This is a genomic window from Erwinia sp. 2186, assembly GCF_057812255.1.
Genome location: NZ_CM173824.1, coordinates 2,741,509 through 2,767,855 on the forward strand (window position 1 = coordinate 2,741,509; position 26,347 = coordinate 2,767,855).

The following is a 26,347-nucleotide window of genomic DNA, read 5'->3' on the forward strand; positions in this document are numbered from 1 at the left end:
TGGTATGTTGTCGTAAAGCCGCCAATGTTCGATAATAGGCGGCTTTCTTTTTATCAGGCCAAAACATGACCGAATACCTGCTTCTTTTTGTTGGCACAGTGCTGGTGAACAACTTCGTTCTGGTGAAGTTTCTCGGCCTCTGTCCCTTTATGGGCGTTTCCAAAAAACTGGAGACGGCGATTGGCATGGGACTCGCCACCACATTCGTTATCACCCTGGCCTCGATCTGCGCCTGGCTGGTAAACCACTTTATTCTGCTACCGCTGGATCTCGTTTACCTGCGCACGATGGCCTATATCCTGGTGATCGCGGTGGTGGTGCAGTTCACCGAGATGGTGGTGCGCAAAACCAGCCCGGATCTCTATCGTCTGCTGGGGATTTTCCTGCCGCTGATCACCACCAACTGTGCGGTGCTGGGCGTGCCGTTGCTGAGCGTTAACCTTAATCACACCTTCCTGCAGGCCGCGTTGTTTGGCTTTAGCGGCGCGCTGGGCTTCTCGCTGGTGATGGTGCTGTTTGCCGGCATCCGCGAACGTCTGGTGCTGGCTGAAGTCCCTGCCCCGTTTAAAGGCTCCTCGATAGCGCTGGTGACGGCGGGTCTGATGGCGTTGGCCTTTATGGGCTTCACCGGGCTGGTAAAATTCTGATGACTGCGGTGTGGATTGCTATTGCGGTGTTGAGCGTGTTGGGCCTCGTGTTTGGTGGCCTGTTGGGCTACGCCTCACGCCGTTTTGAAGTGGAAGAAGATCCGATTGTTGAGCAGATCGATGCGATTTTGCCGCAAAGCCAGTGCGGCCAGTGCGGCTATCCTGGCTGCCGTCCTTACGCCGATGCGGTGGGCAACAACGGTGAGATGATCAACAAGTGCGCGCCAGGCGGCGAGCAGACCATGCTGAAGCTGGCGGCGCTGTTAAACGTTGAGCCGCAACCGCTCGGTGACGAAGCGGTGCTGGAGCCAGAGCGCAAGGTCGCCTGGATCGATGAAGAGAACTGTATCGGCTGTACCAAATGCATTCAGGCCTGCCCGGTTGACGCCATCGTTGGCGCGACCCGCGCGATGCACACCGTGCTGAGCGACGTCTGCACCGGCTGCGACCTCTGCGTGGCCCCTTGCCCAACTGACTGTATTGAGATGCGTCCGGTTGCGCCAACCACCGCCAGCTGGAAGTGGGATTTAAACACTATCCCGATCAAAGTTATTTCTGTGGAACGTCATGCGTAATCTGTTCAAATTCTTAAAGAAAGAGCCAATCTGGGATTTCGAAGGGGGCATTCATCCTCCTGAAATGAAAACCCAGTCTAACGGCACGCCGTTACGCCAGCTTCCTTTGCCCGCGCGCTTTATTATTCCGATCAAGCAGCATATTGGCCATGAAGGTGAACTGCTGGTGAGCCCTGGCGATAACGTGCTGCGCGGCCAGCCGCTGACCTTTGGTCGTGGCCGGATGTTGCCGGTGCATGCGCCCAGCTCCGGCACCATCGAAGCGATTGGGCCGCATATCACCGCGCATCCTTCCGCGCTGGCTGAAATGTGCATTTATCTGACGCCTGACGGTGAAGACCGCTGGTGCGAACTTCAGCCGGTGGCGGATTACCGTCAGGCCGATCGCAGTGAGATTGTGAACCTGATCCACCAGGCGGGCGTGGCCGGTCTCGGTGGTGCAGGCTTCCCTACTGCCACCAAGCTTAAAGGCGGTTTGCGCGGCGTCAGTACGCTGATCATTAACGCGGCCGAGTGCGAACCCTACATTACCGCTGACGATCGTCTGATGCAGGACTGCGCGGACGAAGTGATCGAAGGCAGCCGCATTCTCGCCTGGGTGCTGCAATCTGACCGGGTGTTGATTGGCATCGAAGATAACAAGCCTGAGGCCATCGCCGCGCTGAAAAAAGCGCTGGGTGAAGCCAAAGATATCCAGATCCGCGTGGTGCCGACCAAATACCCGTCGGGCGGCGCCAAGCAGCTGACCAAGATTCTGACCGGGCTGGAAGTGCCGCACGGCGGCCGCTCAACCGATATTGGCGTGCTGATGCAGAACGTCGGCACCGCCTTTGCGGTTAAACGGGCGATCGTCAACGGCGAACCGCTGACCGAGCGCGTGGTGACGCTGACCGGCGAATCGGTCGGCAAACCCGGCAACGTCTGGGGTCGTCTCGGCACCCCGATCAGCCATCTGCTGCACAATGCCGACTTCAGTCCGGCATCCGGCCAGATGGTGGTGATGGGCGGCCCGTTGATGGGCTTTACGCTGCCCACGCTTGATGTGCCGGTGGTGAAGATCACCAACTGCATTCTGGCCCCGGCGGCCAACGAAATGGGCGACAACGAAGCAGAGCAATCCTGTATTCGTTGCAGCGCCTGTGCCGATGCCTGCCCGGCCGCCCTGCTCCCTCAGCAGCTGTACTGGTACAGCCGCGGTAAGGATCACGATAAAGCGCGCGAGCACAATATCGCCGACTGCATTGAATGCGGCGCCTGTGCCTACGTCTGCCCAAGCAATATCCCGCTGGTGCAGTATTACCGTCAGGAAAAAGCCGAGATCCGCGCCATCGACCTTGAAGCCGAGCGGAATGCGCAGGCCAAGGCCCGGTTTGAAGCGCGTCAGGAACGCCTTGAGCGTGAAAAGCTGGCCCGTGAAGCGCGCCATCAGCAGGCTAAACGCCCGGTCACCCGCAGCGATGCCGACAACGTTGAAGCAGCGTTAGCCCGCGTTAAGGCGAAAAAAGAGGCTGAGGCGCAGCAGTTGGCAGACGCTGACAATCCGGTACAGACCGCACAACGCAATGCACGCCATGCTCAGGCACTGGCGCATGGCGCAGAACGCCAGTCTGAAACCGAACCGGCGACCCGTCAGGTGGGCGATCCGCGTAAAGCGGCGGTTGAAGCCGCCATTGCGCGCGCGAAAGCCAAAAAAGCCGCGCAGGTTGAACCGGCGTCAGCTGATGCCGAACCGGCGGTCGATCCGCGTAAAGCCGCAGTAGAAGCCGCCGTGGCGCGGGCGAAAGCCCGAAAAGCCGCGCTGGCCGCTGATAAAGAAGCCGATGCTGAGCCGGTGGCGCAAGCTGCTGCGCCGGAGCCGACTGAAGAACCGCTCGACCCGCGTAAAGCGGCTGTTGCGGCCGCTATTGCCCGTGCTAAAGCCAAGAAAGCCGCGCTGGCCGCTGATAAAGAAGCCGATGCTGAGCCGGTGGCGCAAGCTGCTGCGCCGGAGCCGACTGAAGAACCGGTCAACCCGCGTAAAGCGGCGGTTGCGGCAGCCATCGCCCGTGCTAAAGCCAGGAAAGCGGCACAGGCGGCGGCATCTGAGCCCGTCAAACAGGCTGATGTTGCGCCAGAACAGACTGCCGCTCATAACGACACGCATTCCGCAGGGCCGTCTGAACCTTCAGACGATCCCCGCAAAGCGGCAGTGGCGGCGGCCATCGCACGTGTAAAAGCGCGCAAGGCGCAGCAATCGACGCAAGAGGATTAAATGGCTTTTCGTATCGCAAGTTCGCCCTACACCCACAACCGCCGCAGCACCAGCACCATCATGCTGCTGGTGTTGCTGGCTGCCTTACCGGGCATTGCCGCCCAGCTGTACTTTTTTGGCTGGGGTAACCTGATTCAGGTGCTGATTGCCGCCGTCGCCGGGGTCGCTGCGGAAGCGGCAATCCTGAAAATGCGTAAACTGCCGCTGTCTAAAACCCTCGGCGATAATTCCGCCCTGCTGACCGCGCTGCTGTTGGGGATCAGTATTCCCCCGCTGGCACCCTGGTGGCTGATCGTGATTGGTACGGTGTTTGCGGTGGTGATCGCCAAGCAACTGTATGGCGGATTGGGCCAGAACCCGTTCAACCCGGCGATGGTCGGTTATGTGGTGTTGCTGATTTCCTTCCCGGTGCAGATGACCAGCTGGTTGCCGCCGGATACCTTGCAGTCGATCACGCCGGGCTTTATGGACACCCTGAGCATGATCTTCCAGGGTCATACGCTGGCTGGCCATACCATGCAGCAGTTGCAGATTGGCGTGGATGGCATCAGTCAGGCCACGCCGCTGGATACCTTTAAAACCGGTCTGCGTGCCGGGCACAGCGCTGAACAGTTACGGGCACAGCCGATTTACAGCGGCGTGATTGCCGGTCTGGGCTGGCAGTGGGTCAACGTCGGCTATCTGGTCGGCGGCCTGTTCCTGCTGTTTACCAATAGCATTCGCTGGCACATCCCGATCAGCATCCTGCTCTCGCTGGCGCTGTTTTCCTTTGTGGGCTGGTTCTTCTCGCCGGATAGCCTGGTGTCGCCAATGGTGCATCTGTTCTCCGGTGCCACCATGCTGGGCGCGTTCTTTATTGCCACCGATCCGGTCACCGCATCAACCACCAATAAAGGCCGCCTGGTGTATGGCGTGTTGATTGGCTTGCTGGTGTGGCTGATCCGCAGCTTTGGCGGCTATCCGGATGGCGTGGCCTTTGCGGTGTTGCTGGCAAATATTACCGTGCCGTTAATTGATTACTACACGCAGCCGCGCGTTTACGGCCACCGGAAGGAAAAATAATGCTGGATGCGATTCGTAAAAATGGCGTCACGCTGGCGGTTTTCGCTGCCGTGACCACCGGCGTGACGGCGATAATTAACAATGTCACCAAGCCAACCATCGATCATCAGACCGAACTCCAGCAAAAAATCCTGCTGGATCAGGTGGTTCCGACCGACCTGTATAATAACCACATTCAGCAGGAATGTTACATTGTCACCGATCCGGCGCTGGGCGCGGGCCCTCAGCACGTCTACCTGGCGCGTAAAGATGACAAGCCGGTGGCCGCTGCGGTTGAGACTACGGCACCGGACGGCTATTCTGGAGCCATTAAGATGATTGTTGGCGCCGACTTTAACGGTAAAGTACTGGGCGTGCGCGTGGTTGAACACCATGAAACGCCGGGCCTTGGCGATAAAATTGAGCTGCGCATTTCGAACTGGATCAACAGTTTTAACGGCGTGCAGCTGAAAGGCAAAGACGACACCCAGTTTGCGGTGAAGAAAGATGGCGGCACCTTCGACCAGTTCACCGGGGCGACCATTACCCCCCGCGCGGTGGTCAACGCCTCTAAACGCACCACGCTATATATTGAAACATTGCCAGGTAAGCTCGCTTCCCTGTCACCTTGTGGAGAGTCCAATGAGTGAAGCAAAAACGCTGATTGTCGGCGGCCTGTGGAAGAATAACTCCGCGCTGGTTCAGCTGCTGGGGCTGTGTCCCCTGCTGGCAGTCACCTCGACCGCCACCAACGCCCTTGGCCTCGGCCTGGCAACGACCCTGGTGCTGACCTGCACCAACTCGGCGATCTCGGCTTCACGTCGTTGGGTGCCTGCTGATATCCGCATTCCTATCTACGTGATGATCATTGCGGCGGTGGTGAGCTGCGTACAGATGCTGATCAATGCCTATGCCTACGGCCTGTATCAGTCGTTAGGGATCTTTATCCCGCTGATCGTCACCAACTGCATCGTGGTGGGACGCGCCGAGGCGGTTGCTTCGAAAAGCAGCGTCGCGCTTTCGGCGCTCGACGGCTGTTTCATCGGACTTGGCGCCACCAGCGTGATGGTGGTGTTGGGTTCACTGCGCGAGATCATCGGTAACGGCACCATTTTCAATGGCGCAGACCAGCTGTTAGGCCCGTGGGCGAAAGTGCTGCGCATTCAGGTGTTCCATTTTGATTCGCCAATGCTGCTGGCAATGCTGCCACCGGGCGCGTTTATTGGTCTCGGTATGTTGCTGGCCGCCAAATACGTTATCGACAACAAGCTGAAGGCACGTGCGGCGCTGAAAGCCGCTCAGGAAGCCCAAAGCCTGCCTGAAGGGAAAGCGAGCGCGCTGTGAATAAGGACAAACGTCAGCAAATTTTGAGCCGGTTGCGGGACAACGACCCGCATCCCACCACGGAACTGGTATTTACCTCCCCTTTTGAGCTGTTGATTGCGGTACTGCTTTCGGCGCAGGCAACCGATGTCAGCGTGAATAAAGCCACCGCTAAACTCTATCCGGTGGCCAATACGCCGGAAGCGATGCTGGCGTTAGGGGTGGAGGGCGTGAAGGCGTACATCAAAACCATCGGCCTGTTTAACACCAAAGCCGAGAACGTGATCAAGACCTGCCGCATCCTGCACGAGCAGCATCAGGGCGTGGTGCCGGAAGATCGTGCCGCGCTGGAAGCGCTGCCCGGTGTGGGACGCAAAACCGCTAACGTGGTGCTGAATACCGCCTTTGGCTGGCCGACCATCGCTGTCGATACCCATATTTTCCGCGTCTGCAATCGCACCAACTTTGCCCCCGGCAAGAACGTTGAGCTGGTCGAAGATAAACTGCTGAAGGTGGTGCCGAAAGAGTTCAAGGTCGACTGCCATCACTGGTTTATCCTGCATGGCCGCTACACCTGCGTGGCGCGCAAGCCGCGCTGCGGCTCCTGTCTGATTGAAGATCTCTGCGAGTTTGGCGAGAAAACCGAGGTCTGACCGGCCCCGGTTTATCGTGCCAGCACCTTCTCTCCCGCATTCTTTTCCAGCCGCCAGACATCCACCAGCGACATCACCACCAGTACGGCAATCGCCGCAAAGGCGATATGGATATCCTGCTGGCTGGGTGAGGTTTGCCCGGCAAGCTGCATGGAAAATCGCAGGATCATCGCCGAAATGGCAATGCCAAAGCTCATGCTGAACTGGAACAGGATGCTGAAGATCACCGAGGCTTCACTCAGTTTTTCACGCGGCACATCGGCAAATCCCATGCTGTTATAACAGCTGAACTGCAACGACCGCGACAGTCCGCCAATAAACAGGATGGCGGCGATCAACACATATCCCTGCGCCGGCGTGATAAACAGGCAGCTCAGAATCGAAAGGACGCTGAGCACCCCGTTAAGAAACAGGATCCGTTTAAAACCAAATCTGAACATCAGCCAGGTGGTCGCCGGTTTCATCGCCAGATTACCGGCAAATACCCACAACACCATCGACCCTGCCTGCGCGGCACTCCAGCCAAAACTCAGTTGGAACAGCAGCGGTAACAGGAAAGGAATGGCATTAATCGACGCACGGAAGAAGGATCCTCCCACCACCGCACTTCTGAAGGTCGGAATTCGTAGCATCGACAGCGAGAGCAACGGCATTGCATGTTGCAGGCTGTGACGCCACGCCAGCAGGCTGCACACCACGCCCAGCGCCAGCAGCAGAATGCCCAGCGACATCGACAGGCCGCCCATACATTCAATGGCAATGATAATCAGGGTGCAGGTCGAGGAGATCAGCAGGAACCCCTTAACATCAAACTGCCGTTTCTCTTCAGCTTTAAACTGCGGCATCAGGTACAGGGTGACAATAATTGCCACTATTCCCAACGGGATGTTTAGCCAAAAAATCCACGGCCAGTGACCGTAGCTGACGATCATTCCGCCGAGCAACGGCCCAATAACGGGTGCAATCAGACCCGGCCAGGTGATAAAGGCGATGGTTTTGACCATGTCTTTCTTTTCGGTCACCCGCAGCACCACCATCCGCCCGACCGGCACCATCAGCGCACCCCCGATACCCTGCAGGATCCTGCTGAGGGTAAACAGCATCAGGTCCTGGCTCAGGCCGCAGGGAATCGAGGCAAAGGTAAAAATCAGGATGGCGGCGGTAAAGATGGTTCGCGCACCAAACCGGTCCGCCAGCCAGCCGCTGATGGGAATAAAGATCGCCACCGCCAGCAGATAGGCACTGATACCGATGTTCAGCGACACCGGACTGACGCTGAACTCTTTCGCCATTTGCGGGATGGCGGTGGTGATCACCGTGGCGTCGAGGTTTTCCATAAAAAAGGTCACTGCAACAAGCAGCGCTAAGGCGGTGGCTTTGGTCATGTTAAGCGTCGGTCCATGGACTAAAAGTTTACTATAGGAAAAAATGATCGCGGGCGGGTTAAAAAAAAGGGCGGAATTTTCATTCCGCCCTCTTCGCTATCGGCTTCACGTAACAGGAGTGTTCCCTGCTCCGACAGTCAGTGATTATTTAATGCCTTCTTCAGCCGCCACTTCGGCCTGTTCACGCTGCAGCTGGTAATACTCCGCGGTGGACAGCGCCAGCGGCGTTTTGCCACGGATCAGATCCGCCATTTTCTCGGCAATCATTACCGTTGGCGCATTCAGGTTACCGGTGGTGATTTGCGGCATGATCGACGCATCGACCACTCGCAGGTTTTGCATACCGTGTACGCGGCCCTGGGCATCGACCACGGCCATCTCGTCGTTCCCCATCGCGCAGCTGCCGCAGGGGTGATAGGCGGTCTCAGCATGCTCGCGGATAAAGGTATCGATATCTTCATCGCTCTGCACATGTGCACCCGGCTGGATCTCTTCGCCACAATATTCGGCAAGCGCCTGCTGTTGCATGATTTCACGCGTCAGACGCACCGCGTTGCGGAACTCTTCCCAGTCACGATCTTCAGACATGTAGTTGAAGAAGATCGACGGCGCGGCATACGGATGCTTCGAGGTCAGCTTGACGCGGCCACGGCTCATCGAACGCATTGGGCCCACGTGTGCCTGGAAACCGTGCTCTTTTACCGGGCTGCTGCCGTTGTAGTTGATGGCAACGGGCAGGAAGTGGTATTGCAGATCCGGCCAGTCTGGCTTGTCATCACTGCGAATAAAGCCGCCGGCTTCAAACTGATTGCTGGCACCAATGCCGGTGCCGTTAAACAGCCATTCGGCACCGATAGCCGGCTGGTTCCACCACTGTAACGACGGATACAGGCTGACCGGTTTTTTGCAGCGGAACTGCATATACACTTCCAGGTGATCCTGTAAGTTGCGACCGACGCCCGGCAACGCATGCACCACGTCAATGTCCAGCTCGCGCAGCCACTCTTCAGGGCCGACACCGGAACGCTGCAGGATCTGTGGCGAGGCAATCGCACCGGCACACAGCAGCACTTCACGCGTGGCGTGCGCCTGCTCTTCTTTGCCGTTGCGTAACCAGCTGACGCCCGTGGCGGTTTTGCCGCTGAACAGAATGCGGTCCGTCTGCGCATGGGTGACGATGGTCAGGTTTGAACGCTGCTTGGCCACGTCCAGATAGCCTCTGGCGGTGCTGGAACGGCGGCCCTGGGCGGTCACGGTGCGGTCCATCGGGCCGAAGCCATCCTGGCGATAACCGTTAAGGTCATCCGTTTCGTGGTGACCGGCCTGAGTGGCCGCATCAATAAAGGCACGGAACAACGGATTATTGCCGGCTTTTGGCGTGGTGACGCTCAGGTAACCTTCGCCACCGTGATAGTCGTTCTCGCCGATGTCGCGTTTCTCTGCCTTGCGGAAATACGGCAGGCAGTTCAGATACGACCAGTTTTCCAGCCCTTTCTTGCTGGCCCAGTTGTCGTAATCCATCGCGTTGCCGCGGATGTAGCACATGCCGTTGATCAGGGAAGAGCCACCCAGACCTTTACCACGACCACACTCCATGCGGCGGTTGTTCATCTTCGGCTCAGGATCGGTTTCAAACGCCCAGTTATAACGTTTACCCTGCAGCGGGTAAGCCAAAGCGGCTGGCATTTGGGTACGGAAGTCCCAGCGGTGATCTTTCCCGCCCGCTTCCAGTAAAAGTACCGATACGTCAGCATCCTCAGTCAGTCGCGTGGCCAGTACGTTACCTGCTGAACCAGCGCCAATAATAATATAATCAAATTTCTGCATTAAGCCTCCAGATAGCCGCGACAGTACTGCCGCGGCAAAAAAATCAGACTGCGAAAAAAAGCGCGCGCATCAGAACGCGGAAGGATACTCGCCCATCTCAATCAGGATGGATTTGGTGCGGGTATAGTGGTGCAGCGTTTCCAGTCCGTTTTCACGGCCGACGCCAGACTGCTTATAGCCACCGACAGGCATAGGTGCCGGTGATTCGCCCCAGGTATTCACCCAGCAAATCCCCGCTTCCATCTGATGGATCACGCGATGGGCGCGGTTCAGCGAGGTGGTGAAAATACCCGCTGCCAGACCGTATTCGGTGTTGTTAGCGCGATCGATCACTTCCTGCTCGTCATCAAATACCAGCACACTCATCACCGGACCAAAGATCTCTTCCTGCACGATGCGCATATCGTCGGTGCAGTCGGTGAAGACCGTGGCTTCGACGTAGCACCCTTTGGCGAACGCGCCGTCAGTCATACGTGAACCGCCTGCCAATACGCGTGCGCCCTCTTTTTTACCGATATCGAGGTAAGAGACGACCTTCTGGCAGTGCCCTTCGCTGACCAGCGGTCCAAAGTTGACCTCGGGATCCAGCGGGTCACCGGCTTTGATGCCGGCCATTTTTTCCTGCAGGCGTTTTTCAAAGGCCGGCAGCAGCGAACGGTGAACAAAGACGCGGGTGCCGTTGGTGCACACCTGACCGCTGCTGTAGAAGTTGGCCATCATCGCGCCGTCGACGGCACGCTCAAGCTCGGCATCTTCAAACACGATCAGCGGTGATTTGCCACCAAGTTCCATGGTGACGGATTTGAGGTTCGCCAGTGCCGCATCCGCCATGACGCGTTTACCGGTTTTCACTTCACCGGTGAAGGAGACTTTGGCAATTTTTGGATGCTGGCTGAGACCCTGGCCGACCGGGCCTGCGCCCTGAACCACGTTAAACACGCCGTCCGGAAGACCGGCTTCGGTAAAGATTTTGGCCAGTTCCAGCACGCTTAACGGCGTGACTTCGCTTGGCTTGAAGATCATCGCGTTGCCGGTGGCCAGCGCCGGGGCGCTTTTCCACAGGGCAATCTGAATCGGGTAGTTCCACGCGCCAATACCGGCACAGACGCCCAGCGGTTCGCGGCGGGTATAAACCAGCGCGCTGTCGCGCAGAGGAATGGATTCTCCCTCTACTGCAACTGCCAGACCGGCGTAGTACTCCAGCACGTCAGCACCGGTGACGATATCGACCGCCGCCGTTTCGCTGATGGGCTTACCGGTATCGGCTGTTTCCAGCTCCGCCAGCTGTTGATTGCGTTCACGCAGCAGCGCAACTGCTTTCAGCAGCACACGGCTACGCTCAACCGGCGTATAGCCACGCCAGATACGCTGGCCGGCTTCAGCCGAGGCCACGGCACGGTCAATATCCTGCTGGCTGGCAGAGGTGATCTCAGCCAGCACTTCGCCATTGGCGGGATTGATGGTGGTGAATGTTTCGCCATGACCGGGTTCTTCACGGCCATTAATATAAAGTCCACGGCGTTGCATATCTGCCATGCATCCTCCTTTGGGGGGTTAGTGTGCTGCGGCGTTCAGCCACAACGCGAGATTTTGATAACAAAGCTCACGGGCGTTTTCGACGCCGTTTGCCATCGGCTGCGGCGCTAAGGTCATACGCAACCACAAACCGTCAATCAGTGCCGCCAGGCTGGCACCCGCATCGCGGGCCTGCTGCGCCGGGAGAACCCGGGCAAACTGCGCGGTCAGGTTCGAATAAAGGCGGCGATCGTTAATCCGCTGCAACCGCTGCAAATCAGGCTGATGCAGGCTGTTGGTCCAGAAGGCCAACCAGGTTTTTAGCACCGGCCCGGCAATCTGCGAGACGTCAAAGTTGCCATCAATAATGGCGCGAATCTGCGACGCCGGCTGGTCATCCGCCTGTTTACGATGATGATCGACCGCCAGGTATAAGTCGGAAAGGATCTGACGCATACAGGCATCCAGCAAACCATTCTTGTCGCCAAAATAGTGGCTGACAATCCCGGTCGAGACGCCGGCCTCTTTGGCAATCAAGGCCAGACTGGCATCGGCCAGTCCCACCCTGTCAATTACCGTCAGCGTGGCGCGGATCAGTTGCGCCTGACGTATGGCTTTCATTCCCACTTTTGGCATCGTGCATCATCGGTTTTAACTATTGAATGACAGGGATTATAGACTTTTTATATTGAACGTTCAATCAATAAAAAATTTCAAGGCCTGAAGGCGCCCGTGGTTAAAATGTTATAAAAATCACATTGCGGTGAAAAATCACTGCGAGAGCAAAAAAAATGTGTGATTTCAGCTGTAAAGCCGCTCGGGAAGGTTCAGGCTTATTTTTCAAGATTTAATATGTGATTTTAAAGTGATCTAAATCACATTCAGGCGTTCCGCCTGCGCTAAAATTGCGCTTTTCGATGCTTTCGGGTCTGTAAGACTGATTAAAACCGCCCGAATGGTCATTAATATTGCCGGGTTAATCTCTGGCGACAGATTGCTCTATCTTTATGCGCTAAGTTGGTTACTCCGCCAGTTGGATAAACTTACGTCTTATTTAAGCCACTTATATCGCCGTTGTAGAATTTATCAGTGTAATCATCCGCCCCGCCGCTATTAACTTATCTTTAACACTTCCGAGCGGTGCGCGGGCGACATATGAAAAAACACTTGCCTGATGTGGCCCGATGAGCGAAATTAATCGCCGCTTTTCCACTCTTATAATCATGCGGCGAATGCCCACCTTGAATGACGACGACTTATTTTCTATGTCGAATCAGGATACGAACTCCAGAGGTACCAGTGTCAACTGCAAACAAACATCCCGAGGCAAGCAGCCTCAATGCGTTCAAGCAACCTAAATCGTTCTACCTGATCTTCTCAGTCGAACTGTGGGAACGCTTCGGTTATTACGGCCTGCAAGGCATCATGGCCGTCTACCTGGTGAAACAGCTGGGCATGTCAGAAGCCGACTCGATCACCCTGTTCTCCTCGTTCAGTGCGCTGGTTTACGGTCTGGTTGCCGTCGGCGGCTGGCTGGGCGATAAGGTCCTTGGCACCAAACGCGTTATCGTTTTGGGTACGCTGGTTTTGGCTCTGGGCTACGCGCTGGTCGCCTGGTCAGGTCATGACGTCGGCCTGGTGTATATCGGCATGGCAACCATTGCCGTCGGTAACGGCCTGTTTAAAGCCAACCCCTCCGCCCTGCTTTCAACCTGCTATGACAAAGACGATCCCCGTCTGGATGGCGCGTTCACCATGTATTACATGGCGATCAACATCGGCTCCTTCTTCTCTATGCTCGCCACCCCGTGGCTGGCCGCGAAATTTGGCTGGAGCGTGGCGTTCTCACTGTCGTTTGTGGGCATGCTGCTGACGCTGGTCAACTTTATGATGTTCCGCAAGTGGGTGAAGAATTACGGCTCCAGGCCGGACTTCCAGCCGCTGCACATCGGCAAACTGCTGGCAACGCTGGTCGGTGTCGCCGCGCTGGTGGCACTGGCGACCTGGCTGCTGCATAACCAGGGCATCGCGCGCCTGGTGCTGGCCGTGATTGCTGCCGGTATCGTATTGATTTTCGCCAAAGAAGCCTTCGCCATGAAAGGGGCGGCCCGTCGTAAGATGATCGTCGCTTTCATCCTGATGGTTCAGGCGGTGGTGTTCTTCGTTCTGTATATGCAGATGCCAACCTCGCTGAACTTCTTTGCCATCCGCAACGTTGAGCACAGCATTCTCGGTATCGCGTTTGAGCCAGAGCAGTTCCAGGCCCTGAACCCGTTCTGGATCATGATTTTCAGCCCGATTCTGGCCGCCATCTATAACAAGATGGGCGATCGGATGCCGATGCCGCACAAGTTTGCGCTGGGGATGATCCTCTGCTCCGCCGCCTTCCTGGTGCTGCCATTGGGCGCGAAATTCGCTAACCAGATGGGCATCGTTTCCGTGAACTGGCTGATCCTCAGCTACGCGCTGCAAAGCGTCGGCGAGCTGATGATTTCCGGCCTGGGCCTGGCGATGGTGGCGCAACTGGTGCCGCAGCGTCTGATGGGCTTTATTATGGGTTCATGGTTCCTGACCACTGCCGGTGCTGCGATGATTGCCGGTAAGGTGGCGAATCTGATGGCGGTGCCGGAAAACATCACCGATCCGCTGCAGTCGCTGCACGTTTACGGCGATGTGTTCTTGCAGATTGGGGTGGCAACCGGTGTGATTGCCATTCTGATGATGCTGACCGCGCCTAAGCTAAACCGCATGACCCAGGACGACCAACAGTCCGAGCTGAAAGAAGCCAAAATCTAATCCAACGTGGTTAAGCGAATAAGGGCGACGTGATGTCGCCCTTTTTTATGCCCGTTATCCGGCGGCCAGCGAAGAGTCAGCAAACTCCACCTGCAGTCCGGCAGCAGGAAACAGCTGACGCAGTCGGGTGACGTTTTCAATCTCAACCTGCCAGTAACGTTCGGTCAGCCCCTGCGCAGGCGACTGCCACTCAATCTCGGCCCGTCCCTGAATATGCAGCGCAGCGCCCTGATGAAAGTCCAGCAGCAACAGTGCGCATCGCGGTTCAACCAGCAAATTGCCCAGCGTGTTCATATAGCGGTTACCACTGTAGTCCGGGATGCGTAATTTACCCTGCTGCACGGTGATAAAGCCTGGCAGGCCTCCCCGGTGCGAAATGTCCACACCGCCCACCCCATTCTCGCGCTGGGCATAGCTGGCAACAAAAAAGGTGTCGGTGGCGGCAATCAGATAGCGGGCATCGGCATCCAACGCCTGCAAAGGTTCAACCTCCACGCGCGGTATGCGCCCTTCGCTGCCGCCCGGGATCTCCCGCCGCTGGATGTACTTCGGACAGTTACCGAAACTTTCCAGTACCCGGATAGTGACATGCAGATCGTTAACCGTCTCCACCACGCCATTCACCCGGTTGCGCCTTCTGTTCGAGAAGTCGATCCCCAGCCCGCCAACGGGCATTCCCGGCTTCAGCAGCGGTAGCAGTGGCGCGTCGTTAATCGCTTCCCGGGCAATCTCCAGCCGCGACGGATCATTGCTATCAACAAAACCGGTCGAACCCTGCAATCGCATCGCGACGGGAAAGCCCGTTTCATCCAGCGCCGACAAATAAAAGGCATTCAGACCGGCGTAAAATTGCCGGTGCTGATCGGGCATGCTCGGATAGACGGCTGCCCGCACCGCACCATACCCCGCCTTCTGCTGCGCCAGTCTTTCACCCGGGTGGAACATGATTAACCTGCCTCAGGGATCGGCAGCGGAGGCAGGCCAACAAATCCAGGGATTGCCTCCACCTGCTGAATCCAGCGTTGAATGGCCGGGAACGGCGTCAGAGTGATGCCCCCTTCCGGCGCACAGGCAACATAGGCGTAACAGGCCACATCGGCCAGCGTCGCCTGCTCGCCCACCAGCCAGCGTCTGCCGCTGAGATGTTGCGCCATCTGTGGCAGGAATTTCGCCGCCACGCTCTTTGCCGAGTCGTAGTTTTCCGGCGTGGAAAACTGTTTGATCAGCCTGGCCGACGCCACGCCATAGCGGATCTCGCCCGCGGCCTTCGCCAGCCACTGGTGGACCTCCACTTCCTGTTTGAGATCCTTTGGCAGCCACTGGCTGTCTGGCGCATAGCGCTTCACCAGCCAAATCAAAATGGCGTTGCTGTCGACAATCGCCGTGCCGTCATCGATCAGCACCGGTACCTGCCCGAGGGGGTTTACCGCAAGAAACTCGGCCGTTTTACGTTGCTCTGCGCCGGCCTCACGTTCTTCAAACGGCAAGTTCAGTAGCGTAAGCAGTAACTTAACGCGGTGGCCGTGGCCGGAAAGCGGTGTGGTGTACAACGTTAAAGCGGTCATGAGCGTCTCCTTTAGGGTTTAGATAAGCTTACTCTTGCGATAAACGAGGTAAAACCTGCAAAATGGCAATTCATAATTTCATTTATCGGAATAATCATGGACAAACTGGATGAGCTTGAGGTGTTTGTTGCCGTGGTTCAGCAGGGCAGCCTGGCGGGCGCGGCGCGAAAGCTGCGTCGTTCTCCGCCGGCCATTACCCGCGCGCTGGCGTCACTGGAGAGCCGCTTTGACGCCAGCCTGATTGAGCGAACCACCCGACACCTTTCGCCGACGCCCGCGGGCCTGGTGCTGTTTGAGCGTGCCAAAACCCTGCTTAACGACTATACGCTGGCGATCCAGGATGCCGCGCGCACCCAGCTAACCGGGCTGTTACGCGTGACGGCACCCGTACAGTTTGGCAGAAAGCACATTGCGCCGCTGGTGATGCAGTTTCTCGACAGCTATCCCGATATTCAGATTGAGCTTCTGCTGAACGACAGCTATCAGGACCTGATTGAACAGGGGCTGGATATGGCAGTCCGCATTGGGCAACTGCGCGACTCCTCGCTGGTGGCCGTTGAGGTGGGTAGCGTGCAGCGCATTGTGTTAGCCAGCCCGGCCTATCTGGCAACAGCAGGCACGCCGACATCGCCCGGCGATTTGGTTAATCACCTGCTGATTGCGGGCACCTCGATCAGTTCCAGCCGAGAGTGGCGGTTTGGCCCACCGGAAAATCAGGAGCGGGTACGCATCCAGCCGGCAATGATGGTGAATGAAGTGGAAACGCAGCTGATTGCAGCGCGTGCAGGCAAAGGGATCACCCGTCTGCTCTCCTATCAGGCGTTCGAAGAACTGCAACAGGGGCTGCTTTGTGAGGTGTTAGCCGATTACCGGCCGCCTGGCCTGCCGGTTCAGCTGGTTACGCAGAATTTGAAGTATATGCCTGCCCGCGTGCGGGCTTTCTGGGATATGGCGCGTGAAACGCTTCCCGCGTTGCCCTGTTTTCATCCCTCAGTCTGAGGTCGGCTTAAAATCAGCCAGATAGTTTGCAGAAGTGCGCCGCCGAGCGCTGACTTTTTCACCAGTCAGCATTAAGCTTGGAAGATCTTTCGCCACTGAGCTAAAGGAGCACCGATGAAACTGTATTATAAGGCTGGCGCCTGTTCGCTTTCTCCGCATATCGTCCTGCAGGAAACAGGCCTCGATTTTACGCTGGTCGCCGTCGATTTGCAGAGCAAGAAAACCGAGCAGCAGGAAGACTATCTGCTGACCAATCCGAAGGGCCAGGTCCCGGCGCTGCTGCTGGATGACGGCACCGTGCTGACCGAAGGCGTTGCCATCGTTCAGTACCTCGCCGACCTGAAACCCGACCGCCATCTTCTGGCCCCCACCGGTCACCTGACGCGTTATCAGACCGTCGAATGGCTGAACTTTATTGCCACCGAGCTGCATAAAACCATTAGCCCGCTGTTTGGATCGGCGACTCCCGAAGCATACAAAACCCAGCTGCGCGAGAAACTGCACGGCAAGTTCAGCTGGGTGAATCAGCAACTGGAAGGTAAACAGTGGTTGATGGGGCTGAAGTTCAGCGTGGCGGATGCCTATTTGTTTACCATGGTACGTTGGGCAAAAGCCCTCAAGCTGGATCTGGCGGGTTTTGAGGAGCTGGAAAGCTGGTTTACGCGGGTAGCAGAACGTCCGGCGGTAGAAGCGGCGCTGAAGGCCGAAGGGATGTGATCGGACATTCAGCAGACATTCCCCTCAGCGATGGCGGCTGAGGGGGAAAACCATCAGAGCTTCATCGCACCAAAATGCTGTTGAGGATTGGCAATGGCATCCTGGGCCGCAACCAGCTGCAGCTCATATTCGCCCATCTCGTGGGTTTTCAGCATCACTTCATATACCGCTGCGGTGATATGCTCCAGCGCCTCGCGCAGCGATTTGCCCTGCAGGATATCCACCAGCAGCAGGCCGCTGGTCAAATCACCCACGCCAACCGGCTGACGGACGCCAAAATCGACCAGCGGACGGCTGATATGCCAGGCTTCATCCGCAGTGACCAGCAGCATCTCAAAGCGATCGCTGCGCTGTCCGGCCCTGGCCAGATGCTTGATCAGCACCAGTTTCGGTCCCTGAGCAATCAGTTCGCGCGCCGTGGCGACCGCTTCCTCAACGTTGTTGACCGCGTGGCCACTGAGGATTTCGAGCTCGATCAGGTTCGGTGCGATGATATCGCTGGCGGGCATCGCCACTTTGGTATGAAACTCGGCCACGCCGGGTGCCACGATGCAGCCTTTTTCCGGGTGTCCCATCACCGGATCGCAGAAATACAACGCATCCGGATTTGCCGCTTTCACCAGACGGACGATCTCCATAATCTGCTCGCCCTGCTCTTCGGAACCCAGATAGCCGCTCAACACCGCATCGCAGGTCTTCAGCCGATCGATATCGGCAATCCCTTTCACAATCTCCGTCAGATGCGTGGCCGGCATGACCATGCCAGCCCATTTGCCGTACTGCGTGTGGTTAGAGAACTGCACGGTGTTCAGCGGCCAAACGTTTGCGCCCATACGACGCATAGGGAATTCGGAAGCACTGTTTCCGGCATGACCAAAAACGGTATGGGATTGAATAGAAAGTATGTTTTTCATAGCGAAACCTGAACCCTGCCAAAAATAAAGGCCGGACAAGCCGGCCTGATTATACGTTGTTTGATTACTTCCAGACGATCAGACAGTAGTTTTTCTTGCCGCGACGCAGCAGCGTAAAGCGGTCAAACAGGCGGTCGGTCTCGGCAAAGGTATATTCAGCGCTCAACTGCGGCTCGCCGTTGATGCTGACCGCTTTGGATTCGATCAGCTTACGCGCCTGACCGCGTGACGGGGCCAAATCGCCATCGACCATCGCCTGCTGGAGATCCTGACCGCGATCCAGCGCCACAAACGGTATGCCGTCCTGCGCCAGCTGTTCAAAGTCGGCTTCGGTCATTTCGCTCAGCGAGCCAGAGAACAGGCTTTTGGTAATACGTTCTGCCGCGGCCAGACCTTCTTCGCCGTGAACCAGACGGGTGACCCGCTCCGCCAGCACATACTGCGCGCGTGGGGCTTTGCCGCTGCTTTTGTCTTCTTCTTCCAGCGCGTTGATCTCTTCCAGGCTCATAAAGGTGAAGAACTTCAGGAAGCGATAGACGTCGGCGTCAGCGGTGTTGATCCAGAACTGGTAGAACTTGTACGGGCTGGTTTTGCTGGCATCCAGCCAGACCGCGCCGCCTTCGGTTTTACCGAATTTGGTGCCGTCCGACTTGGTGATCAGCGGAACCGTCAGGCCAAAGACCTGATTCTGATGCAGGCGACGGGTCAAATCGATACCGGAGGTGATATTGCCCCACTGATCGGAGCCGCCAATCTGCAGCGCGACGCCGTGACGCTCGTTCAGGCAGGCAAAGTCATAACCCTGCAACAGGTTGTAAGAGAATTCGGTGAACGAGATGCCCTGATCGTCACGGTTCAGACGCTGCTTAACCGCTTCTTTATTGATCATCTGGTTAACGGAGAAGTGCTTGCCGATATCACGCAGGAAGGTCAGCACGTTCATTTTGCCGAACCAGTCGTAGTTATTGGCCGCAATCGCGCTGTTATCGCCACAGTCAAAGTCGAGGAACGGTGCAACCTGGTGACGAATTTTCTCGACCCACTCGCCGACCGTTTCGCTGGTGTTGAGCTTACGCTCATCCGCCTTGAAGCTCGGATCACCGATCAGGCCGGTTGCGCCGCCCACCAGCGCCACCGGACGGTGACCGGCATCCTGGAAGCGTTTCAGGCAGAGTAACGGCACCAAATGGCCCAAATGCAAGCTGTCGGCAGTAGGATCGAAGCCGCAATACAGCGCGATTGGCCCTTGCGCCAGTCGTTCTGCTAACGCGTCTTCATCCGTTACCTGGGCTACCAGCCCGCGCTCTTGCAATTGTTTGATCAGGTTACTGCTGGCCATCTGTGACTCCATGTAGAAAAGTCTGCACCTTAGCTGGTACACAGCTTTCCGCTGACTCGCGGAAGAAAAAATAAGGCATATAGAATAAAGCGCTGACGCACTCTGTGCCAGCGCTTAACGGGATTATTTCGCGGAATTACGGGGCGAGTCGGTCGATTTTCCAGCCGTCAGCATCACGCTGGTAGAAAAAACGGTCATGAAGGCGATGTTCACCGCCCTGCCAGAACTCCATCGAGTCAATTTTGATGCGGTATCCGCCCCAAAAACTTGGCAAGGGCACTTCGCCCTGCTGGAACTTTTGCTTCAGCTCGAGGAATTTGCCTTCCAGCACGCCACGGGCAGAAATACGGCTGGACTGTTTTGACACCCAGGCACCAATCTGGCTTTCACGCGGACGGCTGTGGAAGTATTTCAGCACCTCAATAATCGACAGCTTTTCCACCGTGCCGAGCACCATCACCTGCCGCTCGAGCATGTGCCAGGGAAACAGCAGGCTGATGCGCGGGTTGGCTTCCAGATGATGCGCTTTACGGCTGCCGAGGTTGGTGTAGAACACCATGCCGCGCGGGTCGAAATGCTTTAAAAGCACGATGCGCTGATAAGGCTGGCCGTGCTCGTCAACGGTAGCCACGCTCATCGCCGTCGGATCCGGCAGCTGGGCGTCCACCGCCTGGCCCAGCCAGTGTTCAAACAGCGCCAGCGGATCGGCAGGCAGATCGTTACGGCGCAGGCCGCCACGGGTATATTCACGGCGCAGATGGGCAATCTGCTGCAGGTTATCACTCTCGTTCATCGCTCAGGCTTCTGCTGACAGGGGGATGGCACATTGTGCGCCCGATCCCAATGGGTTTCAACGGCTTAACTGGCGTCCAGGCGACAGTCATTGATGATGATTTTATCGTTACGCTCGATAAATGCGCCGTCACCTTTCGACCAGAAAACATATTTCCCGTCACTGTAGCGCGTGCCGGAAGCGGCCTCCTGCTGTTTTAAGGTCAGCGGATTGCCGTCAAGGATAAGGTTAACCTCCTGGCGGGCATTATCAAGGCTAACCGTTAACGGTAAGGTGCCGCAGGTGTAATGCAGGGTTTTCAGTTGTTCCGGCTCAGCGTGGAAATAGCTGCAGCCTGACAACAACGCCGCGGTGGTGACTAACAAAATGCGTTTCATTTTCTCTCCGGTGGACAGTGTTTAGCGGTAATGGCCTGGATTAGCCGGATAGATCGCCCCAAGCACCGAGGCTTCTCTGGCACCCGTAACGGACGGTAAATTGCCGGGCAGACCTGAAAGCGTGCGATAGGCCAGCCAGGCAAACGCCAGTGCTTCCATATCATCGCCGCTGATCCCGGCTTCATCGGTGGTGCCCACTTCGGTTCCCGGCAGCAAAGATCCCAGTCGGGACATCAGCAACAGGTTGCGGCTGCCGCCGCCGCAGACCAACAATCGTTCACAGCCGCCACTCAGCATCACCTGTTCGGCAATGGTGGTGGCCGTCAGTTCCACCAGCGTGGCCTGAACATCCTGCGGTTGCAGACCCGGGAACAGTGAGAGCTGTTGTTCTACCCAGCTCATATTGAAATACTCACGGCCGGTGGATTTCGGGGCCGGCAACGCAAACCACGGATCGGCCAGCATCTGTTGCAACAGCGGCATGACCACGCTGCCCTGACCGCCCCATTCGCCGTCTTTGTCGTAGCTTTTTTGCTGATGGCGCCAGATCCACGCATCAAGCAGCATATTGCCCGGGCCGGTATCGTAGCCGCCGATGGGCTTGCCGGGGATCAGCAGAGACAGATTGGCAATACCGCCAATGTTCAGCACCATCCGACGCTCTTCGGGATGCATCAGGATCGCCTGGTGGAAGGCGGGAACCAGCGGTGCGCCCTGTCCGCCTAAGGCCATATCGCGACGGCGGAAGTCGCCCACCACGGTGATCCCGGTGGCGGCAACAATCTGGTTATTATCGCCAATTTGCAGCGTGTTTGGCGCCTCGCCCTGCGGTTCGTGCCAGACGGTCTGTCCATGGCAACCAATGGCGGTGATGTCCTCACGCTCTAACCCTTCACGCTGGATGAGGGTTTGAACCGCTTCGGCAAATACCCTGCCCAACTGCGTATCAATCTGTCCAAGCTGTGACAGGGTTAACGACTGCCCCTGGCAGATGGATAAAATTGCCTGGCGCAAGGCGGCAGGCAGCGGATGACAATAGCTGGCCTGCTGCGCCACCATCCGCTCATCTATCGCCGCCAGCACCACGTCAATGCCATCCAGGCTGGTTCCGGACATAACGCCGATATAACGTCCTGATCTCATGGTTTCGCCTTACCTGCTTTAGGTGTAAAAAGGATCCTGCATATAGCCTCGCAAAATTAACCAGGCAATTCTATGATTAACTAGCCATTTTTGGAGCCTGTAGCGTTTTCTGGCGTGGTTGAGTCAATTTTGCAGCTGATTGAGTCAGGGTTTATTCGTGCTGCGGTACACTTACCTCAGCAGTTTTTTTCCCCGAATCTTCGGCTCGTAACATATAATTACCCTATTGATCGCTGCACAGCTGACGGCAGCTAATGGATAACTAAGGAGTTTTAACGATGATAAAGCGCTTATTAATCGTGGCACTGACCGGCGTGACTTTGGCAGGATGCACCAATACTGACACGCTTTCTGGCGATGTTTACAGCGCCTCAGAAGCCAAGCAGGTGCAGAACGTTACATACGGTACGCTGGTTTCCGTACGTCCGGTACAAATCCAGGGCGGTGATGACAGTAATGTGATCGGCGCAATCGGCGGTGCCGTGCTCGGTGGCTTCCTCGGTAATACGCTGGGTGGCGGTACGGGTCGCAGTCTGGCGACTGCCGCAGGTGCTGTTGCCGGTGGCGTTGCGGGTCAGGGCGTGCAGGGCGCGGTCAATAAATCGCAGGGTGTGGAGCTGGAAATCCGTAAGGATGATGGCAACACCATCATGGTGGTTCAGAAACAAGCGGCCAGCCGTTATGCTGTTGGTCAGCGTGTGACCATGGCGTCAAATGGTAGCCAGGTCACCGTTTCACCACGCTAAGTGATAAAAAAAACCGGCAATTGCCGGTTTTTTTATTCATCCCGATTTTGCAGTTCGAGAATGTTCTTTTCCAGACGGGCAATCAACGTCACCATCTTGTCTATCTCGCTTTGTGAGATGCCAGACAAAATATCATCACGGGTCGCATCAATTACATGCTCAACCTGAGTGATAACCGGCGCTGCTTCTACCGTCAGTTTGATACGCTTCGCACGACGGTCGCTTGCGCAGGTTGTGCGGGTAATCAGCCCCTTCTCTTCCAGCTGATCCAGCGTGCGGACCAGTGAAGGTTGCTCGATGCCAATCGCTTTGGCCAGTTGGATCTGAGACTGATCCGGTGGCAACTGGTGTATGTTGTGCAGCGTTACCCAGTGTGTCTGTGTCAGTTCCAGTGGTTTAAGGCGTTGGTCAATCAATGACCGCCAGATACGCACCAATCGCGAGAGGTCTGATCCTAAAGGGGTATCCAATTTCATCTCCTTATAATTAGCTTGCTAGCTATTAAGCCTCATTTTAGACTATTCTGCGAGTTTACAGGACAAAATACAAATTCATCCGTCATGAAACGTATTGATTACCCGGCGCCGTTAACGGCCAGGCAAGAAGGATTTCTTCCGTGGATAACGCACATTTTTCATCTCCATCACCGCTAACCGATTTAGTGTTCGGTGCTTCGGTCTATTTTCCACCGCTGTTTAAGGCCGTGCTGCTGGGCTTTTTCATCTGGTTGCTGCTCCATCCGCTGCTGCGAGGCTGGATCTATTCAGGCGAAATCTGGCATCCCACGCTGTTAGACCTCTCCCTTTTTATTCTCTGCGTCAGCGCTTCGCTGTGGCTGCTTATCTCCTGGTGATCGCATGAAATTCAGCACCTTAAAATATTTTTCCACGGTTATTTTCTTTGCTGCTGCCCTGCTCGCCGGCTGGTGGCTGTGGAACTACTATATGCAGTCGCCCTGGACGCGAGACGGCAAAGTCCGCGCTGAACTGGTAAACATTACGCCGCAGGTATCTGGCCGCATTGAGCAACTGCTGGTGAAAGATAACCAGTTCGTTACCAAAGGCACCAAACTCTTAGTGCTGGATGATGAACCCTTTCGTATTGCCGTGTTAAATGCTCAATCTCAATTAGCAAAGGCGCAATCTGACTTAGTCAAAGCGCAGCACGAGGCGCGGCGTCGCCAGAGCCTGCCGCGCAATGTCATTTCCGCCGAAGACCTGGATGCCGCCAACCTGACGGCTAAAGGAATGGATGCCGCAGCCAAAGCCGCTCAGGCAGAGCTGGATCAGGCCAACTGGAACCTGTCACAGACCCAAATTACCGCGCCGACAGATGGCTGGATCAGCAATCTGGTGATCCGCCCGGGCAATTATGCCACCAGCGGTACGCCGGTCTTCGCGCTGGTCGACAGCCACTCGTTCTATGTCATGGGCTACTTCGAAGAAACCAAACTGCGTCATATTCGTCCGGGCTACAAAGCCTCAATCCGGCTGTATAGCGACGATCGCGAACTGCAGGGCGAAGTCGAAAGTATTGGTCGCGCAATCTATGACCAGAGCGTGGAGACAGACAGCGGCCTGGTGCCCGATATCAAACCTAACGTTCCCTGGGTGCGCCTGGCGCAGCGCGTGCCGGTGCGTATCCGCCTGACTGACGTTCCGAAAGATCTGCCGCTGGTCGCTGGCACCACCTGCACCGTTTCTGTTCAGCCATGAACCTGAGCTGGCTGGAATGGCAGAATCTGCCGTGGATAAAAGCCACCGGTGGTCAGTGGCGCTACGCCTTACGTAACGCCATCGCCATGTGTCTGGCGCTGAGCATAGCTTATGGTCTGCAGCTCGATGAACCCTACTGGGCAATGACCTCCGCCGCGGTGGTCAGCTTTCCTACCGTCGGTGGCGTGATCAGTAAAAGCCTTGGGCGTATTGCCGGCAGCCTGCTGGGTGCCAGCGCCGCGTTACTGATTGCCGGTCACACCTTGAATGAGCCCTGGCTGTTCGCGCTGGCGATGTCCGCCTGGCTGGCGCTTTGTACCTGGATTGCCAACCATTATCAGAATAACGTCGCCTATGCCTTCTCGCTGGCGGGCTACACTGCCGCCATCATTGCCTTCACTACGGTGAATATCACCGACATCAACGATCTGTGGGATATCACCCAGGCCAGGGTGTGTGAGGTGATCTCCGGCATTTTGTGCGGCGGGCTGATGATGATGGTGCTGCCCAGCACCTCAGACGGCGATGCGCTGATTAAGTCGTTGAACGAAATGCACACCAGGCTGCTGGAACATGCCGGATTACTGTTGCAAAAGGAAACCACGGACAATGTGCGCGGTGCCCACGAAAGTGTGATCAGCCAAATCCTGACCATGAATTTGCTGCGCATTCAGGCGTTCTGGAGCCATTACCGCTTCCGGCGACAGAACAACGTGCTTAATTACGTGCTGCACCAGCAGCTGCGCATGACCAGCGTGATCTCCAGCCTGCGGCGCATGCTGTTGAACTGGCCCGATCCGCCAGACGTGCTGTTTACCGCAATGCATGAATTGCTTAACGAGCTGGCAAAAAGTGACTGCAGTAAATACCGCCTGGCGCAGATCCTTAGCGCGGCGGCGCCAGGCGATAAAGGCGATTACCGCCATCAGGCTTTCTGGCACCGCTTGCGCTACTTCTGCTGGATGTACCTGAATATCAGCCGCTGGCTGCGATTATTTGAACGGGCAGATGCCGACACCAGCCTGTCGCCGCCTGCTGTCCCTGCCCTTGCCCGCCATACCGACAGCGCTGAAGCCAGCTGGAGTGCACTGAGAACCTTCGTGGTCATCATGCTCGGGTGCGCGTTTACCATCACCACGCAGTGGGATTCCGGGGATGCCGCCATCACCTTAGCGGCGATCAGCTGTGTGCTTTACTCGTCGGTGCCTTCGCCTACCAACAGCGTTTCCTTACTGTTAAAAACGTTGATGCTGCTGTCCGTGTTCAGCTTTATCATCAAATTTGGTCTGATGGTGCAGGTCAGCGTGCTGTGGCAGTTTTTGATTTTCCTGTTCCCGTTGCTGATTACGCTGCAGCTGTTTAAGTTGCAGCAAAAGAAACGGGCCAGCCTGTGGGCACAGCTGATTGTGTTTGGCGGCTCATTCCTCGCCGTGACCAATCCGCCGACTTATGACTATCAGTCTTTCCTGAATGACAATATCGCCAAGGTGTGCGGCGTGATGCTGGCCTGGCTGGCATTCCAGATCCTGCGTCCCAGTTCTGATAAGCGCCGCAGCCGCCGGCATATCCGCGCACTGCGTCGGGAATTTCTCGACCAGCTTAGCCGCCGTCCCCACCTCAGCCAGAGCAGTTTCGAATCGTTGATTTATCACCGCATCAATCAGCTGAACAGCAGCCGGGACGATCAGGCCAGGCTATGGCTGTTACGCTGGGGTGTGGTGTTGCTCAACTGTTCGCATATCGTCTGGCAACTGCGGGAATGGGATTCCGATTCCCCGACATTGCTGACCATGCGCGATGCCACCCTGCGCGATCTCCATCAAATTATCAGCGAGCGTGGCGTTCATCACGGTTCATTGACTGAAACGCTGGATGAATTGCAGGCGATGGTGACGTCGTTAGCGGCGGAAGGCGGAGCGCGGGAAACGGAGCTGGCGGGGATTATCTGGCGGTTGTTCTGTTCGCTATCGCAACTTCAGCAGGCGCTGCCAGAAGGCGCGCGCGCGCCTGCGTAAGACATCGGCTT

Annotated in this window: 26 protein-coding genes; 14 read left to right on the forward strand and 12 right to left on the reverse strand. The window is 56.7% G+C overall.

What is annotated here, in order from left to right; all coding sequences use genetic code 11:
- Window positions 1–65 precede the first annotated feature (65 nt).
- From rsxA to nth, 7 genes are read left to right on the forward strand one after another with little or no spacing between them, the layout of a single operon-like run.
- Window positions 66–647: an electron transport complex subunit RsxA gene (rsxA, locus tag ACXKZG_RS12615; protein WP_013201971.1), complete on the forward strand. Its 582-nt coding sequence runs from the start codon at window positions 66–68 to the stop codon at window positions 645–647.
- Window positions 647–1,222: an electron transport complex subunit RsxB gene (gene rsxB, locus ACXKZG_RS12620; RefSeq protein WP_488874948.1), complete on the forward strand. Its 576-nt coding sequence runs from the start codon at window positions 647–649 to the stop codon at window positions 1,220–1,222. The genes rsxA and rsxB overlap by 1 nt, the downstream gene beginning before the upstream one ends.
- On the forward strand, window positions 1,215–3,473 hold the full coding sequence (gene rsxC / locus ACXKZG_RS12625) for an electron transport complex subunit RsxC (RefSeq protein WP_488874949.1): 2,259 nt from the start codon (window positions 1,215–1,217) through the stop codon (window positions 3,471–3,473). The genes rsxB and rsxC overlap by 8 nt, the downstream gene beginning before the upstream one ends.
- Window positions 3,474–4,535: an electron transport complex subunit RsxD gene (rsxD, locus tag ACXKZG_RS12630; RefSeq protein ID WP_488874950.1), complete on the forward strand. Its 1,062-nt coding sequence runs from the start codon at window positions 3,474–3,476 to the stop codon at window positions 4,533–4,535. It begins immediately after the preceding gene.
- Window positions 4,535–5,164 (forward strand): electron transport complex subunit RsxG, encoded by a 630-nt coding sequence (gene rsxG, locus ACXKZG_RS12635; RefSeq protein WP_013201967.1) that lies wholly within the window; start codon window positions 4,535–4,537, stop codon window positions 5,162–5,164. Before rsxD ends, rsxG begins: the two co-directional genes overlap by 1 nt.
- Window positions 5,157–5,858, forward strand: a complete 702-nt coding sequence (locus ACXKZG_RS12640) for an electron transport complex subunit E (RefSeq protein ID WP_013201966.1) — start codon at window positions 5,157–5,159, stop codon at window positions 5,856–5,858. Before rsxG ends, ACXKZG_RS12640 begins: the two co-directional genes overlap by 8 nt.
- On the forward strand, window positions 5,855–6,490 hold the full coding sequence (gene nth, locus ACXKZG_RS12645; RefSeq protein ID WP_053143459.1) for an endonuclease III: 636 nt from the start codon (window positions 5,855–5,857) through the stop codon (window positions 6,488–6,490). Before ACXKZG_RS12640 ends, nth begins: the two co-directional genes overlap by 4 nt.
- 11 nt (window positions 6,491–6,501) lie before the next feature.
- Here nth and ACXKZG_RS12650 read toward each other — a convergent pair whose 3' ends face one another.
- From ACXKZG_RS12650 to betI, 4 genes are all read right to left on the reverse strand, one after another.
- The gene (locus tag ACXKZG_RS12650) at window positions 6,502–7,875 is read right to left on the reverse strand and encodes an MFS transporter (protein WP_488874951.1); all 1,374 of its coding nucleotides are present in this window, start codon (window positions 7,873–7,875) and stop codon (window positions 6,502–6,504) included.
- A 144-nt stretch (window positions 7,876–8,019) separates the two neighbouring features.
- On the reverse strand, window positions 8,020–9,702 hold the full coding sequence (betA, locus tag ACXKZG_RS12655; protein WP_346594740.1) for a choline dehydrogenase: 1,683 nt from the start codon (window positions 9,700–9,702) through the stop codon (window positions 8,020–8,022).
- Window positions 9,703–9,771: 69 nt separating this feature from the next.
- Window positions 9,772–11,229 (reverse strand): betaine-aldehyde dehydrogenase, encoded by a 1,458-nt coding sequence (betB, locus tag ACXKZG_RS12660; protein ID WP_082267236.1) that lies wholly within the window; start codon window positions 11,227–11,229, stop codon window positions 9,772–9,774.
- Window positions 11,230–11,256: 27 nt separating this feature from the next.
- Window positions 11,257–11,853, reverse strand: coding sequence for a transcriptional regulator BetI (gene betI / locus ACXKZG_RS12665; protein WP_013201961.1), 597 nt, complete (start codon window positions 11,851–11,853; stop codon window positions 11,257–11,259).
- Window positions 11,854–12,516: 663 nt separating this feature from the next.
- On the opposite strand from betI, the gene dtpA reads away from it, so the two are divergent.
- Window positions 12,517–14,013, forward strand: coding sequence for a dipeptide/tripeptide permease DtpA (gene dtpA / locus ACXKZG_RS12670; RefSeq protein WP_488874952.1), 1,497 nt, complete (start codon window positions 12,517–12,519; stop codon window positions 14,011–14,013).
- Between the two features lie 54 nt (window positions 14,014–14,067).
- Here the strand turns inward: dtpA and ACXKZG_RS12675 are convergent, their stop codons facing one another.
- Window positions 14,068–14,958, reverse strand: a complete 891-nt coding sequence (locus ACXKZG_RS12675; RefSeq protein ID WP_488874953.1) for a pyridoxamine 5'-phosphate oxidase family protein — start codon at window positions 14,956–14,958, stop codon at window positions 14,068–14,070.
- 2 nt (window positions 14,959–14,960) lie between these two features.
- Window positions 14,961–15,578 (reverse strand): glutathione S-transferase, encoded by a 618-nt coding sequence (locus ACXKZG_RS12680; RefSeq protein ID WP_488874954.1) that lies wholly within the window; start codon window positions 15,576–15,578, stop codon window positions 14,961–14,963.
- Window positions 15,579–15,674: 96 nt separating this feature from the next.
- Between ACXKZG_RS12680 and ACXKZG_RS12685 the strand changes: the two genes are divergently transcribed.
- Together ACXKZG_RS12685 and gstA are read left to right on the forward strand one after the other, a co-directional pair.
- Window positions 15,675–16,577, forward strand: a complete 903-nt coding sequence (locus tag ACXKZG_RS12685; RefSeq protein ID WP_346598647.1) for a LysR family transcriptional regulator — start codon at window positions 15,675–15,677, stop codon at window positions 16,575–16,577.
- 114 nt (window positions 16,578–16,691) lie between these two features.
- Window positions 16,692–17,294: a glutathione transferase GstA gene (gene gstA, locus ACXKZG_RS12690; RefSeq protein ID WP_013201956.1), complete on the forward strand. Its 603-nt coding sequence runs from the start codon at window positions 16,692–16,694 to the stop codon at window positions 17,292–17,294.
- A gap of 53 nt (window positions 17,295–17,347) precedes the next feature.
- On the opposite strand, the gene pdxY is transcribed toward gstA, so the two are convergent.
- The 5 genes from pdxY to anmK all read right to left on the reverse strand — a co-directional run bounded on the left by pdxY (window position 17,348) and on the right by anmK (window position 21,860).
- Window positions 17,348–18,208, reverse strand: a complete 861-nt coding sequence (gene pdxY, locus ACXKZG_RS12695; RefSeq protein ID WP_105759127.1) for a pyridoxal kinase PdxY — start codon at window positions 18,206–18,208, stop codon at window positions 17,348–17,350.
- A 64-nt stretch (window positions 18,209–18,272) separates the two neighbouring features.
- On the reverse strand, window positions 18,273–19,547 hold the full coding sequence (gene tyrS / locus ACXKZG_RS12700) for a tyrosine--tRNA ligase (protein WP_488874955.1): 1,275 nt from the start codon (window positions 19,545–19,547) through the stop codon (window positions 18,273–18,275).
- Window positions 19,548–19,683: 136 nt separating this feature from the next.
- Entirely contained in the window at window positions 19,684–20,340 is a 657-nt protein-coding gene (gene pdxH, locus ACXKZG_RS12705) for a pyridoxamine 5'-phosphate oxidase (protein ID WP_488874956.1), read from the reverse strand.
- 65 nt (window positions 20,341–20,405) lie between these two features.
- Complete coding sequence (locus ACXKZG_RS12710; protein WP_013201952.1) at window positions 20,406–20,717, reverse strand: MliC family protein; 312 nt, start codon at window positions 20,715–20,717, stop codon at window positions 20,406–20,408.
- A gap of 21 nt (window positions 20,718–20,738) precedes the next feature.
- Window positions 20,739–21,860 (reverse strand): anhydro-N-acetylmuramic acid kinase, encoded by a 1,122-nt coding sequence (anmK, locus tag ACXKZG_RS12715; protein ID WP_013201951.1) that lies wholly within the window; start codon window positions 21,858–21,860, stop codon window positions 20,739–20,741.
- Between the two features lie 278 nt (window positions 21,861–22,138).
- On the opposite strand from anmK, the gene slyB reads away from it, so the two are divergent.
- The gene (slyB, locus tag ACXKZG_RS12720; protein WP_013201950.1) at window positions 22,139–22,606 is read left to right on the forward strand and encodes an outer membrane lipoprotein SlyB; all 468 of its coding nucleotides are present in this window, start codon (window positions 22,139–22,141) and stop codon (window positions 22,604–22,606) included.
- A gap of 32 nt (window positions 22,607–22,638) precedes the next feature.
- Here the strand turns inward: slyB and slyA are convergent, their stop codons facing one another.
- Window positions 22,639–23,076: a transcriptional regulator SlyA gene (gene slyA, locus ACXKZG_RS12725; protein WP_041692287.1), complete on the reverse strand. Its 438-nt coding sequence runs from the start codon at window positions 23,074–23,076 to the stop codon at window positions 22,639–22,641.
- A gap of 146 nt (window positions 23,077–23,222) precedes the next feature.
- On the opposite strand from slyA, the gene ACXKZG_RS12730 reads away from it, so the two are divergent.
- Genes ACXKZG_RS12730 through ACXKZG_RS12740 form a run of 3 tightly spaced genes read left to right on the forward strand, consistent with a single transcriptional unit; the run spans window position 23,223 to window position 26,336 of the window.
- On the forward strand, window positions 23,223–23,459 hold the full coding sequence (locus ACXKZG_RS12730; protein WP_013201948.1) for a DUF1656 domain-containing protein: 237 nt from the start codon (window positions 23,223–23,225) through the stop codon (window positions 23,457–23,459).
- A gap of 4 nt (window positions 23,460–23,463) precedes the next feature.
- Window positions 23,464–24,321 carry an efflux RND transporter periplasmic adaptor subunit gene (locus ACXKZG_RS12735; protein WP_053143471.1) on the forward strand — a complete coding sequence of 286 codons (858 nt, stop codon included), beginning with the start codon at window positions 23,464–23,466 and terminating at the stop codon, window positions 24,319–24,321.
- Window positions 24,318–26,336, forward strand: a complete 2,019-nt coding sequence (locus tag ACXKZG_RS12740) for an FUSC family protein (protein ID WP_488874957.1) — start codon at window positions 24,318–24,320, stop codon at window positions 26,334–26,336. The genes ACXKZG_RS12735 and ACXKZG_RS12740 overlap by 4 nt, the downstream gene beginning before the upstream one ends.
- Window positions 26,337–26,347 lie beyond the last annotated feature (11 nt).

Coding starts and splice junctions, on each gene's coding strand:
- rsxA (WP_013201971.1), top strand. CDS start 66: ATGACCGAATACCTGCTTCTTTTTGTTGGCACAGTGCTGGTGAACAAC.
- rsxB (WP_488874948.1), top strand. CDS start 647: ATGACTGCGGTGTGGATTGCTATTGCGGTGTTGAGCGTGTTGGGCCTC.
- rsxC (WP_488874949.1), top strand. CDS start 1,215: ATGCGTAATCTGTTCAAATTCTTAAAGAAAGAGCCAATCTGGGATTTC.
- rsxD (WP_488874950.1), top strand. CDS start 3,474: ATGGCTTTTCGTATCGCAAGTTCGCCCTACACCCACAACCGCCGCAGC.
- rsxG (WP_013201967.1), top strand. CDS start 4,535: ATGCTGGATGCGATTCGTAAAAATGGCGTCACGCTGGCGGTTTTCGCT.
- ACXKZG_RS12640 (WP_013201966.1), top strand. CDS start 5,157: ATGAGTGAAGCAAAAACGCTGATTGTCGGCGGCCTGTGGAAGAATAAC.
- ACXKZG_RS12650 (WP_488874951.1), bottom strand. CDS start 7,875: ATGACCAAAGCCACCGCCTTAGCGCTGCTTGTTGCAGTGACCTTTTTT.
- betA (WP_346594740.1), bottom strand. CDS start 9,702: ATGCAGAAATTTGATTATATTATTATTGGCGCTGGTTCAGCAGGTAAC.
- betB (WP_082267236.1), bottom strand. CDS start 11,229: ATGCAACGCCGTGGACTTTATATTAATGGCCGTGAAGAACCCGGTCAT.
- betI (WP_013201961.1), bottom strand. CDS start 11,853: ATGCCAAAAGTGGGAATGAAAGCCATACGTCAGGCGCAACTGATCCGC.
- ACXKZG_RS12675 (WP_488874953.1), bottom strand. CDS start 14,958: ATGTTCCACCCGGGTGAAAGACTGGCGCAGCAGAAGGCGGGGTATGGT.
- ACXKZG_RS12680 (WP_488874954.1), bottom strand. CDS start 15,578: ATGACCGCTTTAACGTTGTACACCACACCGCTTTCCGGCCACGGCCAC.
- ACXKZG_RS12685 (WP_346598647.1), top strand. CDS start 15,675: ATGGACAAACTGGATGAGCTTGAGGTGTTTGTTGCCGTGGTTCAGCAG.
- gstA (WP_013201956.1), top strand. CDS start 16,692: ATGAAACTGTATTATAAGGCTGGCGCCTGTTCGCTTTCTCCGCATATC.
- pdxY (WP_105759127.1), bottom strand. CDS start 18,208: ATGAAAAACATACTTTCTATTCAATCCCATACCGTTTTTGGTCATGCC.
- tyrS (WP_488874955.1), bottom strand. CDS start 19,547: ATGGCCAGCAGTAACCTGATCAAACAATTGCAAGAGCGCGGGCTGGTA.
- pdxH (WP_488874956.1), bottom strand. CDS start 20,340: ATGAACGAGAGTGATAACCTGCAGCAGATTGCCCATCTGCGCCGTGAA.
- ACXKZG_RS12710 (WP_013201952.1), bottom strand. CDS start 20,717: ATGAAACGCATTTTGTTAGTCACCACCGCGGCGTTGTTGTCAGGCTGC.
- anmK (WP_013201951.1), bottom strand. CDS start 21,860: ATGAGATCAGGACGTTATATCGGCGTTATGTCCGGAACCAGCCTGGAT.
- slyB (WP_013201950.1), top strand. CDS start 22,139: ATGATAAAGCGCTTATTAATCGTGGCACTGACCGGCGTGACTTTGGCA.
- ACXKZG_RS12735 (WP_053143471.1), top strand. CDS start 23,464: ATGAAATTCAGCACCTTAAAATATTTTTCCACGGTTATTTTCTTTGCT.
- ACXKZG_RS12740 (WP_488874957.1), top strand. CDS start 24,318: ATGAACCTGAGCTGGCTGGAATGGCAGAATCTGCCGTGGATAAAAGCC.